Origin of the sequence: Bifidobacterium catenulatum DSM 16992 = JCM 1194 = LMG 11043 (assembly GCF_001025195.1) — a bacterium.
GTDB lineage: Bacteria > Actinomycetota > Actinomycetes > Actinomycetales > Bifidobacteriaceae > Bifidobacterium > Bifidobacterium catenulatum.
On sequence record NZ_AP012325.1, the window covers coordinates 1,507,005 to 1,520,651 of the forward strand.

Annotated in this window: 11 protein-coding genes and 1 CRISPR repeat array; of the genes, 1 reads left to right on the forward strand and 10 read right to left on the reverse strand. The window is 52.4% G+C overall.

Features of this window, described 5'->3' with window-relative positions; translation table 11 throughout:
* Window positions 1-11 precede the first annotated feature (11 nt).
* On the forward strand, window positions 12-668 hold the full coding sequence (locus tag BBCT_RS06440; RefSeq protein ID WP_033512510.1) for an alpha/beta hydrolase: 657 nt from the start codon (window positions 12-14) through the stop codon (window positions 666-668).
* A 169-nt stretch (window positions 669-837) separates the two neighbouring features.
* On the opposite strand, the gene BBCT_RS09825 is transcribed toward BBCT_RS06440, so the two are convergent.
* The 10 genes from BBCT_RS09825 to BBCT_RS06480 form a co-directional block, all read right to left on the reverse strand.
* Window positions 838-1,149, reverse strand: coding sequence for a VG15 protein (locus BBCT_RS09825; RefSeq protein ID WP_003834198.1), 312 nt, complete (start codon window positions 1,147-1,149; stop codon window positions 838-840).
* Between the two features lie 39 nt (window positions 1,150-1,188).
* Window positions 1,189-1,491: a hypothetical protein gene (locus tag BBCT_RS09170; RefSeq protein WP_128805868.1), complete on the reverse strand. Its 303-nt coding sequence runs from the start codon at window positions 1,489-1,491 to the stop codon at window positions 1,189-1,191.
* A 56-nt stretch (window positions 1,492-1,547) separates the two neighbouring features.
* Window positions 1,548-3,590: direct repeats of the CRISPR family, unit length 29 nt; unit sequence GGGATCATCCCCGCGTATGCGGGGAACAC.
* A gap of 55 nt (window positions 3,591-3,645) precedes the next feature.
* Window positions 3,646-4,005 (reverse strand): type I-E CRISPR-associated endoribonuclease Cas2e, encoded by a 360-nt coding sequence (gene cas2e / locus BBCT_RS08915; protein ID WP_003834183.1) that lies wholly within the window; start codon window positions 4,003-4,005, stop codon window positions 3,646-3,648.
* Complete coding sequence (cas1e, locus tag BBCT_RS06450) at window positions 3,999-4,946, reverse strand: type I-E CRISPR-associated endonuclease Cas1e (protein ID WP_033512546.1); 948 nt, start codon at window positions 4,944-4,946, stop codon at window positions 3,999-4,001. The genes cas2e and cas1e overlap by 7 nt, the downstream gene beginning before the upstream one ends.
* 89 nt (window positions 4,947-5,035) lie before the next feature.
* Window positions 5,036-5,737 (reverse strand): type I-E CRISPR-associated protein Cas6/Cse3/CasE, encoded by a 702-nt coding sequence (cas6e, locus tag BBCT_RS06455; protein WP_003834179.1) that lies wholly within the window; start codon window positions 5,735-5,737, stop codon window positions 5,036-5,038.
* A gap of 22 nt (window positions 5,738-5,759) precedes the next feature.
* The gene (gene cas5e, locus BBCT_RS06460; protein ID WP_033512520.1) at window positions 5,760-6,509 is read right to left on the reverse strand and encodes a type I-E CRISPR-associated protein Cas5/CasD; all 750 of its coding nucleotides are present in this window, start codon (window positions 6,507-6,509) and stop codon (window positions 5,760-5,762) included.
* An 18-nt stretch (window positions 6,510-6,527) separates the two neighbouring features.
* Window positions 6,528-7,643 carry a type I-E CRISPR-associated protein Cas7/Cse4/CasC gene (gene cas7e / locus BBCT_RS06465; RefSeq protein ID WP_003834175.1) on the reverse strand — a complete coding sequence of 372 codons (1,116 nt, stop codon included), beginning with the start codon at window positions 7,641-7,643 and terminating at the stop codon, window positions 6,528-6,530.
* A gap of 49 nt (window positions 7,644-7,692) precedes the next feature.
* Window positions 7,693-8,340, reverse strand: coding sequence for a type I-E CRISPR-associated protein Cse2/CasB (gene casB / locus BBCT_RS06470; RefSeq protein WP_047750756.1), 648 nt, complete (start codon window positions 8,338-8,340; stop codon window positions 7,693-7,695).
* A gap of 37 nt (window positions 8,341-8,377) precedes the next feature.
* Entirely contained in the window at window positions 8,378-10,030 is a 1,653-nt protein-coding gene (gene casA, locus BBCT_RS06475) for a type I-E CRISPR-associated protein Cse1/CasA (RefSeq protein WP_003834171.1), read from the reverse strand.
* A gap of 220 nt (window positions 10,031-10,250) precedes the next feature.
* Window positions 10,251-13,388, reverse strand: coding sequence for a CRISPR-associated helicase/endonuclease Cas3 (locus tag BBCT_RS06480; RefSeq protein WP_003834169.1), 3,138 nt, complete (start codon window positions 13,386-13,388; stop codon window positions 10,251-10,253).
* Between the last annotated feature and the right edge of the window lie 259 nt (window positions 13,389-13,647).

The window sequence follows — 13,647 nt, forward strand, 5'->3', positions numbered from 1 at the left end:
GGAAGGTTGATATGCGTTTGAACGTGAGTACCAGCATTGATGTGACAGCCTGCGAAACGGACGGCGATAATCTGCTGTTCTTGGGATTTCATGGATTCAGCAATGATGAAAATGAGATGATCCGCATCATTGATGCGATTTATGATGTTCCGAAGCGAGACGTATCTTCAACGGACAACTCCATTGCTTCTGCCCAGCATCCGAATTATCTGTCGTTCCGAGGCACGTATGAACGTCCTTACATCGGAAGCTACTACTGGTATCCAGATGGATGTTCCGTAGGAGAGCGTCGACGTGAGTGCAGTGCCGTGGGCGATGCCATCGTACGATTGCTGGATTCGCCCGCATATGTGCGGTTTCGTAAAGTATTAATTGGGTTTTCGCAGGGTGGATACCTATCGTATCGCATGATTGCGGAACATCCCGATGTGTTCGATATGGCGATTTTGATGAGTCCGTCATTCAAAGGTGAAACCGCTGATCTCTTGCCCGCGACCGGACGCACGCGATTCGCACTCTGTTACGGCAGCGAAGACCGCACAATTCCACTATCCGACCAACAGTGTGCGCGCAACAAACTCGCGCAAACCGGCAATCTCACCTACTTCGAATATCCAGGAATGGCTCACGACATCTGCAATCAGGAAATTCATGACCTACGCGCCTAGCTAGGATTGTGATATGCGCTGCGTGAGGAGTCCTGCGCATCTGAGACCCCGCATGCGTGCCCATAAACTCGCTTTCACCCCTCGGATTGTCATTGAAACCAACTCGGAACTCTCGATACACCCTAATATTTGTCTCCAGGCATAGCAGCTTCATAATCGCTCAATCGTCTCAACTCGTCTTCTGATGGGCGGATGCGCTCATAATCCCATGAGACATCGGGCTGCGGAACCACGCCATCCCTGAATTCACCGAGATGTAAACGGCGCATCTCCCTGAGGGAGTCGCGATAGGAAGTGCCCCTGCCTCCAGCAGCTCCTTTGTCTCCTCATACCATCGCTCGTATTTGCGCCAGTCGTAGTTCGGCAGTGTCTGCTCGCCCCATGTCGGGATGATGCGGCAATCGCAATCGTGGTGGAATGCGTTGCCCTCGCCGCCTGCGACCTCCTGGCTGGTGTATGCGAATCCTCGCGAGGCGAGCATCGCGCAAAAAGCGCACGTCCTGCCCTGCGGCACTCGGGCTCATCGTGGATTGCTCGGATCCAGCCGAATGTTACGCTGTGTCTGCAGGCGTAGCGCATTGCGCATCATATCGACTATGAATTGTTGGGCGTCGTCCGGATTGGCCAGGTTTGGCCATAAGTCACTCATGGTGATGACGGCCTTGCTGTTTCCGGTTTTCACGTCCCGGTATTTCAGACCGTTCCAGTCGGTGTTGGCCAAGCCGCCCCTCATGGCCCATAGTACCCGGTCGACGTCAGTGAACCCGTATCGTTCGAGTGCCGGAAGGCTCACTCCGGCATGATTGGCCCATGACTGGCGCACACGATGGTAGTAATCATCGGCAAGCTGGATGGCGATATTGGTGTATTCAACTATGAGGGATCATCCCCGCGTATGCGGGGAACACCTTCCGGCGTCGTCGGGTTCGTGTACAAGGCGGGGATCATCCCCGCGTATGCGGGGAACACTGCAAAGGAGTCTTGATATGTGGTATTTTATTGGGATCATCCCCGCGTATGCGGGGAACACCCAGTCAAACACAATGCGCGGCGCGTCCGTCTGGGATCATCCCCGCGTATGCGGGGAACACGGTGACAATAATGAAGAATCCATCGAAGACTTGGGATCATCCCCGCGTATGCGGGGAACACGGTGACAATAATGAAGAATCCATCGAAGACTTGGGATCATCCCCGCGTATGCGGGGAACACCTTACCGGCAACCCGTACTTGCTCATGGTGCAGGGATCATCCCCGCGTATGCGGGGAACACTAGGCTTCAGCGTTACCAACACGAACGATGCCGGGATCATCCCCGCGTATGCGGGGAACACTGTGAGGGCTTGTTCGTTGCGTCTGGTGATGTGGGATCATCCCCGCGTATGCGGGGAACACTTCGACCACAAGGGCGAGACGCTGCCTGCCCAGGGATCATCCCCGCGTATGCGGGGAACACCAGTCCGGTGCCCCAATCCAATTCGTCGGCCTCGGGATCATCCCCGCGTATGCGGGGAACACTTCATTCTCGGAATTTTATAACACAGTTGACCGGGATCATCCCCGCGTATGCGGGGAACACCTCATGATGTCTTCGTCGGTGAGTGCCATATCGGGATCATCCCCGCGTATGCGGGGAACACTTTCCGTCCGGTAATGGTTGGTGTTCGCCCAAGGGATCATCCCCGCGTATGCGGGGAACACGCGCTGTTAGCCAATGCCAACGCTGAGCCGTTGGGATCATCCCCGCGTATGCGGGGAACACAATCCTCAAGCGCAAAATCTGATTATCGCCGTGGGATCATCCCCGCGTATGCGGGGAACACCGAATTCCACCTTACTATCTCGCTCAAGTCGAGGGATCATCCCCGCGTATGCGGGGAACACCGTAAGGAAACCTTCTTCAAAGACATTCAAGAGGGATCATCCCCGCGTATGCGGGGAACACTTGCCATTGTCTCGTACTACGATAGCGACGTGGGGATCATCCCCGCGTATGCGGGGAACACGTTCTTCCTTCCTCCGTCGCGTAGGACGGTTTGGGATCATCCCCGCGTATGCGGGGAACACCCCTGGATGCTGCCGACCTTGCCTATAGTGGCGGGATCATCCCCGCGTATGCGGGGAACACCGCCCTGCCGGCCTCATCAGCGACGGCCAGCAGGGATCATCCCCGCGTATGCGGGGAACACGTAACGTATTTGCCTGACCCTATGCGTGAGGAGGGATCATCCCCGCGTATGCGGGGAACACTTGCGGGTCAGGACACCGGTTTGGCACTCCCTGGGATCATCCCCGCGTATGCGGGGAACACATTGGCGTCACCGACTATGCGGATAATGCGCCGGGATCATCCCCGCGTATGCGGGGAACACCAGCTTCAGCGAGTTTTACAACACTGTTGACCGGGATCATCCCCGCGTATGCGGGGAACACCCAATCATCAGAGGCGGCTTGAGGTCCCGTATAGGATCATCCCCGCGTATGCGGGGAACACATGTGGCGTAGCGTGTTGGCGTGCGTGTGCGCGGGATCATCCCCGCGTATGCGGGGAACACGTACGAAAACGGCTGAACCGTCGTAAAATACCGGGATCATCCCCGCGTATGCGGGGAACACGCAAGCCATCGGAGAAGTATGGCTAAGGTACGGGGATCATCCCCGCGTATGCGGGGAACACTGGCATATCTGAGACATGGTGATAAAACACCTAGGATCATCCCCGCGTATGCGGGGAACACATGGGCATTAACAATGCTTACGCACAGGCTCAAGGATCATCCCCGCGTATGCGGGGAACACTAACCGTTGTCGGGAGTGTGGGTTTTCCGATTGGGATCATCCCCGCGTATGCGGGGAACACAAAAGACTACCGCAAACACACACCATACGTCCGGGATCATCCCCGCGTATGCGGGGAACACTCTAAGAGACTAGCATAATTTCGCGGTTTTTGAATTCATGTCATTCGTTTTTCATTTAGTTTGAATACTTCTTCGCCTGCCGATACTTACTGGCATTACTCCATCCACGGTGAAGAGCACCACCAAACGACACTTCCTTTGGGCCAGAAGGACGTTTTACAAGCTCTAAGCCTTCACAGTCTGTCGGAGACCATTCAGCTCCATGCACTTTAAAAGCAAGATGTTGCTCATTTCGAGCCGAATAAACCATAATGGCACGACCGTTTTTTGAAAGTTCAACGATTCGCTCCCACAGTTTTTCACGAACACGTGCATCCAAATGTCCCACAAACACACCTGGCGATATTTCCAATAGCCACCGAGTAAGGTCACCGCGCAAACCCACCGGGCATGCCGTTAAAACAATAACTACCATTCCTCATATCCCCACTCATCATCGGCATAGGATTTCCCTGCAGACACTTCTCCCAACCGTTCATCCCACAGGCCGACATGATCCTCAGCGCCCCGAACACCATCGGAGGAAGATTCCCCCAGTAACACGCGAATGTCTTTCACCATTCGTCTCAGCAAACTAAGATCGTACACCGCATCGCGAATGCTATGCCGTATTGCCGATCCAATATCTTCTGGATGAGTCGCCGCCGTTTCGAATGCAACCGGAATCGACAAGTCAGCCTTATAAAGATCGGCTATATCGTAGACGAACGACCGCTCATGACCTACATGCACGAAACCTAACCCCGGAGAGCAGCCCAGCGCCACTATTGCGGCATGCGCCAGACCATACAGACACGTATGGGCAGCAGACAAGGCTTTGTTAATCTCCGAGCCAGCCATAAAATCATCATGATCATACGTTCTTTTGTCCCACTCCACCCCGGCACGAGCGGAACACTCACGGTACACCCGTCGTATACGCGCTCCCTCGCGACCCCGAAGCTGCTGCATAGTCAAACCACTCACATCTTCGCCTGGGAAACGCATTTGGTACATCTGACGCGCAACATTCAATCTCTTCCTTGTGTTAGACACGAGAGCCGCCTGCCTTTGCAGCAGCACAGAAGAATGCGTCAATGGTTTACCGAAGGCATACATACGAATACCCCGCTCCCCCACCCAGATCACAGTCGCACCATTCTCCCCTATGACCGTCATCGCCTGATGCGTCACGCGCGTTCCAGGCCCCAGCATCAACACGCTCAGCGTCGCCGCAGGAATGTGAGTAACACCGGTACTATCCGTTGCGGTAATGGCATTGTCATCACGCCCGATGGTGCAATGCTCAAAATACGCAAACGACAAACGGTCTTCCGCACGGACAAGTTCACTGATCTCTGGTGGCGGAGTACCCATATGAGAGTATCCGGTTTTCTTCGGCTGACGCTCCGCTGCCTCAGCATAATCGTCCGTAGGCTTGTCGTCGTCTGTCGTTTGTGTATTCATCATTCGTCCTTATTGTTCAAATCCGGAGCAATTGTCAGCAATCCGCATCCAAAACCTTTCGCTCTTCCTATACCTTGGCAAAGGGCCTTGCGGAACAGTTCCGCATCGGTGACTTCCAAGCGGCCTTCAAAAACCGCAGTGACCAAAGTAACGGTGGCATCGGCACGTTTGAAATTTTCCTTATGCCGCTCCTTCACCACCACGTCAGGCTGATCATTCTGATCGTTCAGAATGGTGAAGCCATGGGATGCCGAACGATCAATCAACCATTGCAGTTGCTGATCAACGGTAATGTGGCCTTGCACCTTGCCGACGATTCCATCGCTTCTATGTCTCCGACCTTTATCCTCCTTTGCCTTTCGAGCGGGATTCGCACGAAGCTTGAAATGCCACTGCTGCCCTTTTGCGATACGCTCAAGCAACGGCTCATAGTTCTTTGTTTCCCATTCCACATGCGTCGGCCAACCAGCTTGTTCGACGATATGCATGAAGTCAGGTTTTTCCGGACTCACCACATAGAGCCAAACAGCGTTATCATTTACGGACGTGTCCAGCCTCCACAGGATACGTCCTTCATCATTGTTCCGAACCGCATTGGGAGGGAACGCGCATTCCACTGCTGCATGCAGCTTATATGGCGAACCGATAAGCTGACGAGCCCCATATCGCGCTTTGTTCAAGGGTATTCTCGAGATAAACATCGCTGTCTTTCCTATCTCCCACCTAGATGAAATTCATCGGATCCGATTCACCGGTAGATTCAAAGGAAGGAGGTCGTATACTATCCTTTGCGCCTTTTTCCACGGGCTTATCAGGGTTAGGAATGCGGTAACGGTGCACCGCACGATTCGCATAACGCCGGCCTTCTCGGCTGAAGCTTAACGGCAAGTCAGATTGCGTCGTTATGTTTTCGCCTTTCTCCGCGTCACAGACAATTTCCAGATCCGGGTACCTGTAACGCCTCCGATACCATTCCGAAGCGTGCCACGTCTCGGAATTCAGAGCCTGACGAATATCCTCATACTCATCATGGATGCCCAACGACAGCGGATAATTCGGCGGGCACGAACGTCGACCTAGATACAACGGCCATTTCGGCGAATGAATCGCCTCATCCAACATTTCCAGAACTGAACGATCGGCACCGAGCGCGACCAGAAAACAAGCATCAGCCAGATAATACCGATAAGTCAGCGGCATCTCCTTGTCGAACTTTCTGGAGTTACGTTTCCTTGTCAAGGATTTTTCGGTCTGCAAATCACGGATTACCCTGCCACGTTGCTCCACACGCACACCAAACGATATGCCTAGCAAATCCTCTATGGGATCCTCCCGGGTACGCCCTTGCGCCGAAGCTAGCATGCCAATCACACCGCTTTTGGTTGGTTCGCTACGAGTCTCGCGCCGAACGAATCGCGAAGAATCGCCCCATGACTGCAATGGGCCGGCCAATTGCAATAACAGAACGCTCATTTCAACTCCTTCCGAGCATCACGCGGAATACGCGGCGCTCAGCGTTTCTCGCAAGCCCTGCTCAAGCTCCGGCAGCGTAACCTGTTCGCTCCATTCATCCAGACTGTGCACAGAACCACCGGACACAACATGCCAAGCCTTCACCGGTTCCTCGCCGTAGTTGATACGAATCTCGTTCAACCTGTCACCCAGTCGTTCGATACCTTGTCTGGAGACCGAAATCCCATCCTTCCTCTTGATGGGGTCCTCAAAGGCGTCAGCTGCGCTAATCGGCTGCGAATCGCGAAGCACGATCACAATATCCTCAGGCAACGTGTGGTTGGCGAACGTGTTCTGCTTGCCGGACGGCATGGATTTGATAAAGGCGTCCACGAAAGCGGCAACTCCCTCCACCGCTGCGTTTGCATCCTGCAGCTGATCCTTCAACGCATCAACATTCACCGTCGCGTAGCGATACAAGGTCGAGGAGTTGAAGCCAATCGTATCAATCATGGCAGCACCGGCATTATCATCCGATGCGCAATCATCAACGGCGGTGAAGTAGTCATATTCAGGCGTGATCTGATCGATGGAGAACGCATGGGCGACCTGAGCCGAGGCATCCGTATTCAGATCCGGAGCATCGGCCAGCATACGACCAAAGCATGCGATATCGATAGCCTGCTCGCCATGGAATACTGCGGCTACTTCCTTCTTCATCTTTGAGGGATCCTTCCCCTCATCGAATGCGGTAATCGCAATATCGGCCAGCTGTTCAACTTCACGGTTGGCGATGAAGATCAGGTACTCCGTGGCAGAGGAACCTTTGTCCGCTCCCGCACGGTCAGACGCCTTAACCTTGACACCCGTAGCAGCCAGCACTTTCTCTGCCAGACTCTTGGATTCTTCCACCAAATCCGGCCTTTTCTCAGCGATAACACTGCTGATCAACGCCACCGCGCTCTTAGTACGCTTCCCCAACTTGCTGCTGTCCAACTTACTGCTGAACATTTCACGCATGGCACGCTTCCAGGACTGGCTGGATACACGAGCTCTCAGCGCCCCACCAACATATGCAGTCTTCGGACTGCCGGTATCGTCTCGATTAATGTTGCTCGGCGGCACCTGCTGAAGGCAATGGATATCTACGAACATAATTTTCCTCCTAATCGGTTTATCGTGAAGTTTTTGAAAAAATAGATAGTTACTTGTCAGTCTTTTGACCGTTTTGCGTTGACGGAAGCTTGGCATAGTAATCCCTGCCCCATCGCTGGAACACAGGTCCACGGCTATCAGAGAACTGCAACAGGTACAGGTCACTGGCCAAGGAACCATAATCAACCTGAATATCGGTGTTGCGCATCAACATAATGAGAGCACGTATACTGCGAACGATTCCATTGAAATCGGGAGCATTCTCCGCGACCCTCAGTCGTCGCAGAATGCCTTTAGCATTATCAGTATCAGGTTCAATCCTTCTGCATGCGCGTCCAAAGGTCATACGTAGGCTTGGATTGCTCTGGAACTTTTGTGCGACTCCCTGTTTTTTCGAACGCTGATGAACTGCGTATAACCCCAACGCGGCTCTGATTGCATTGCTCTGGCGTTCGAATTCAGGCGAATTATCTGCTGGCGCATCAAGCTCAGCCGGCCAATTCGAAAACAGTTCATCACCGATTAGCATCCAAGACGGAGATACCCCGTCCAGGTCTCGGTGCAGCCTCGAGAGTCGGGCCCTACCTCTCGCGCTGCTGCCGCTGCCTGAAACGTACTCGCGTTGCACATCATAAACCAGACTGGCAGCATATTTCCCAACAGCTTTCGCCTTATCGTATCTTGATAACGACGCCATAGTCATTTCCTCCTTTGGTCAAATGCGGTCGAAACCCCTAGTCTGAGATACGACCAAGTTCCTTGTTTAGCGATCCGCGGAACAACAATTGCGCAAGAGCGGCACTCATCACGCCGAACCTTCCGGATTCATGTTCTTCGAAAACCGGTACCGGCGACTGACTCAAGTAATCCCGTCCCATCGTCAACAGCAACCGATGGACCTCATCCAACCATGCATTGGAGTACGTCACGGGGTCTTGAGACTCATCAAAGTTCGCCAATCTGTCACGGAAAAGCAAGTCAAGGTCCGCATACGCGCTCTCACGAATCTGGTCGGCTATCTCTTGGGTTTTTCCACTATGGTCACCCGCCGCCGATCGCAGATTCCGAACGAACATCGTCAAAGCCGTCACTGCTTTATCCGTGCTCTTAACCACATCCACCACAGCGGCGATACCCGCATAATCATGACGGAACATCACCATGCTGAGAGACAGCTTGTCATCGATGCCGGTTTCGAACACACTGCTTTGCGTGCCATAAGTCATGCCTTGAGCATGAATCGTCACCATATTCAGCACATGCTCCTCTGAGTCAAGCACCTCGGTGCGAATTTCCTCCAGCCATCTGATAATTCCAGGACGGAAATCACCATCATCTCCCACACATAGGATGGGTTCCAGACCACGCCACAATGCCTTGCTCGCATCGTGGGTAACAGGCATATGCGGAGGAACCGGAAGTCCTAACTTCTTCTGCTGCGGAATGCTTCTCCTCCAAGCAGTCATCTTTTCGAAACCGTCAGTGTTGTATTGAGTTACGGCATCTCCGTAACAGTTCACAACGCCAATGACTCTCGTGCAGTCTTCATTCGGCACCAGTCGAATACGACGCGACTGCCATGTCATCGCTTGAACGGGACCGGCAAAACTGTTTTGATCATCCATATCCGCAGAAGGAACTTCATTCTTCTCCCATACTGGAATATCGTTCGTGTTGCCGAACAAACGATAATATTCCGAGTCATACCGATCGTCATACAGGACCCAATTGAGCATCAGTGTCTCGAAGAGGTTCGCTCCTTCCGCATACACACCGCCGACGCCACCGAGCCAACCGGTACCCAGAAAGCCCTTGAGAGGGTAAATCTTCCCCTTATTAATATGAGTGTTCCCTTTCACTGGAGTTTTGATGCCCGCCGTATCAAACGACTGCAAATACACCAGCCAACGTGCGGACTCCGGTAGGGAAAGCGTATCTGTAGTCCCCAAACCGCGCATGGCAAACAGGTACTTTTCAGGCTTGGGCATGTCCGCAATCATCTCGGAAACGGGATCATATGGCTTCTGCCCAACATATTCCAGTCCGGAAACTTGGAAGAAGGGCCTGTCCCCAAACAGGAAGAATCTATCGCCCCATTCATCAAAATAGTCCTCCAAGATATCCAAATCGAAGTGCCCTATGCGGAATATGTCATCCCACATGTCTCTCATTTGTTCCTCGCTAGGATTCTCAACGTAATACGCGCGATACAAAATGCCGAGCGCCAACCGAAGTATCGCTATCGCCTGCTGAGGAATATCACCCCGTATTTCCTTGATTTTCCAAGCATCCTCAAAAAGCCGTCGAAGCGACACTTCATCAGGATGCCCATCGACATAGGAAACCGGAATCCAACCATCATCGAGTAACGAGAAGTTTCTATCCATTTCCCCCGACTCCTTTACACATCAGCCTTGATTGCAGGTTCTTTTTTAGAGCATATACCCAAAGATTAAACCTGTCAACATAAAAGAGTTCGTTTTTGTGAATTTCCAGAGACGCAGCGGGAAAGCATGAAATCAGCAATCCCGTTGATCCAACCCCGCAGACGCGGGGAACACTACGAATCCCAAATCTTTTATGGGATCATCCCTAAATGAGGACATTTCAATTATCCTCTTTCTTCGTATATGTCAATCCGTCGCCACGCGAATACGAAATCGTATATCCACACAATTCATCTGAGGACAGATGCTTTTCCGCATCCTCATGAAGGAACAAAGCAAGCTTTCCCGCAAGCCAAGGCGATTCCTGCCAATACGCAGCCTCAGTCCCACAGCCTTCCTCCAGCGCAGCAATCAACGAATCAATCCGCCCGTGCGCACACAACGCCACGGGCAGTCTCACGGAACACTGCGCGGCAACTTTAGCCACATCATCACAAGGAACTGTATCGACAGGAATAACCGCTCCTCGTTCTATACCGTTACGCTTATCACCGATCCAAGGCAGCAAACACACTTCTCCATCGTGTTTGCAGAGCAACATCACTTCCACAGTGTCCTGCGTATCTCTTACGGCACGTTGTCCCTTGTCATCATCAGTCTCATCGATCTGAGGAGAAAACCAGTCCACCAGCGAGCGTTTCCGATTCATGACAGCTACCGATTGAATGAGATAGCTGTGAGCATCCGCTCTCTTCTTCTCTTGCTTGTTCGCCCGCTCCTCGCAGCCTTTGTCATATTGCATATTCCACGCCGTAGGCACGAGGCTCCGAACGTCATTGCCATATGCATTCCTTACGGTACGAGCTATGTCCTTCGGCAAACATTGCGTGCAGAAAGCGGAAGAACCAGTCAATTCCAGAACCGCAAGCGATTCCATCAGAGAGGCCACGTCATATACCGCGTCCACCCCCTTAGCGAACTCGGGGCCATTATCATTCCAGAATGCAATGCCTCGGATGTAGCATGCCGCTTCCCGCAAGAGACTTGGACGGTCGCACTCGTTGTTACCACGCCTGTGACGATGCACCCTTCCAAGACGCTGCATAATCAAATCAACCGGCGCGATATCCGTCACCAGTGTGTCGAAATCAATATCCAACGACTGCTCCAGCACTTGCGTCCCAACTACGATCATACGTTGAGGACGCTCGCCATTCCCAACAGTGCTATCCGGCCCTAGCAACTGACGTAGTTCGGCTTCATTGGACATACGGTCGATATCCATGAACCGCGAATGTGTCAACTTCACATACTCACTGCCGAAATAATCACTTAGCAGTTTCGCCGCATGCTGTGCCCTACCGACCGTATCGCAAATCACTCCTACACAACCGCCATCTTCAAGTAGGCGATCAAGTAAGCTAATCAGCGCTTCATCGCTGTCATCAACAATCTGGCAACGCACGTTCATCGATCTGCCAGAAGGTTTCACATCCATGTGTTTGATTTCCGTATCGGAAGTGTATGTCAACACCGGATACGCAGACGAGACCTTGTGGACAGATGAAATTCCCCTTTCTTGAACCAATTTAGGTTCGTTGACGTATACTTTCTCATTCTTCGCCGCAAGCTGCCTTCTTTTAAGTTCCTGAATTCCTCCACGCTTTGCTTCCGACGGAAGCTCAAGCTTGCTGTTCCTCCATCCTTTCAAATATGCCTTCGCCATTTCCTCGCGCTGGCTCTCCGGCAATGTTGCAGATAACAAAATGACCGGAGTTCTGGTACTACCAAGCCATTCCAGTGCCATCTTGAGATACTCGCGCATATACGCATCGTAAGCATGGCATTCATCGACGATGACGACCTTGTTTGCCATCGCAAGTTGACGCAGCACCACATGCTTCATTTGCAGAGCGCCCATCAACACCTGATCGACCGTGCACACAAGAAAATTGGCGAGCGCTCCTTTCTTGCGTCCCCATATCCAATCGGAGACAACGGTTTCAGGAGAAATCTCACCATGTTTCCTTGAGTACGGTTCATCGGTATCATCCTGACCAACCGAAGAGAAATGTCGACGCGAAGCCGCGATAATGCCTTGGAAATCGTCGTTAAGTTTTGCTTTGCCATGTGCCAGCCAAACCGTTTTCTCATCCGTAGAATCACAGGACGGCAAAGCATCCAGCCACCGATGCACTCGTGAGAACATGGCATCCGTGGTAGCCATCGTCGGCAACGCTACGCATATGCCGCCCCTGCCTGTACGCTGCGCTAGGATTTCCGCAGCGGCGAGGGCGGCCTCAGTCTTCCCCTCGCCCATCGGCGCTTCGATTATCAGCAGTCCCCGAGCGTCTGTATCACGAGCAACACGAACAGCTTGTTCTTGAACAGGACGCGGCTGCGCGCCTTCGGGCAGTCTGAATCTAGTCGAGAAAAGATCTTGGCAGGATGATGGTATATTCGCCGGCTTCCACGCATGTGGCAATTGCACACACGCCCATGCGCGTTCCGCTCTTCTTTGTAGCCCTGACCATGACTGAATATCATCGTATTTTCGCTCTGTCATGCCGAAAGGCTCATCATCGTCCCACAGAGGATGCACCCGCACTAAGGGAAACATATCAGCATCACTGTTACTGGCAATCCAATCGGCTATAATGACCAAGCCCGTTGCAAGCACAGCGGACTGAGCGCTGAATCTCTTCTTGGAGAGCAATTTCCACTCTTCATCCCCTATGCCAACGGTTCCGGCAATGAATTCTATAAGCTCATTCTGAGTTGTCGTCCATACTTCTGAGTCCAGACCGGATTCCGTTTTCCCTAATCTCGCGCTTTCAAGCTTGCTTTTATCCGGCGGAGTTCCGTGATGGCCTCCCACAACGCAAGCGTATTGTCTCGACTCTCTTTCACCCCATTTATGAACCAGTGAAAAATATCTTTCGAGAATGACCTGCCCGGCAATGGGATGAGTGGGATGACTGGTATCCCTAAGTCCCGCGATCATAGGAAGCCCTGCTTGTTCCGGCTTCCAGGCAAGGCTTTCCGCATCAGGACCGAATGAAATGGGTTTAGCCTGAAACACAGGCGTCGCCTTGCCGATGTCATGCACGCCGGCAAGGAAAATCATTAGTTTTCTTGCCAAATCGTCATCATTACCAAGGTCACGAGATATTATTGATTTCGTTCCATAAGGAACCCAAGTATCCCAAATTCTCACTGCCATCGCAGCCGAATCCGCCATGTGCACATATAGGGGCAACCATTCAGTATCATCCACTCGATTCGTTTTGCCCCAGAGCGATTTTGCACGGTCAGATAGCTCTATTTCTCCATCGCACATAACATCCTCGTTTTCCACAGCACGACTCCGCAAACCAGTCGTGCGCGTTTATCATGACATGCAACATACCGCATGCTAGCAAAATAACCTCCTAAGAATTGCTGTATATCCACAAATCACAAAAAGAAACACATGTCTGCATAAAGATCTGCATAAAGACTATTAAAAAGGTCCCGAACCTTCTGGAGTAATCCATCGGATTCGGGACCTGTTATGTTGGCGACCGTTCACCGGCTAACCGGCATTAGTCAGCTTTCAGCCGTCAGTTTTCATCCAT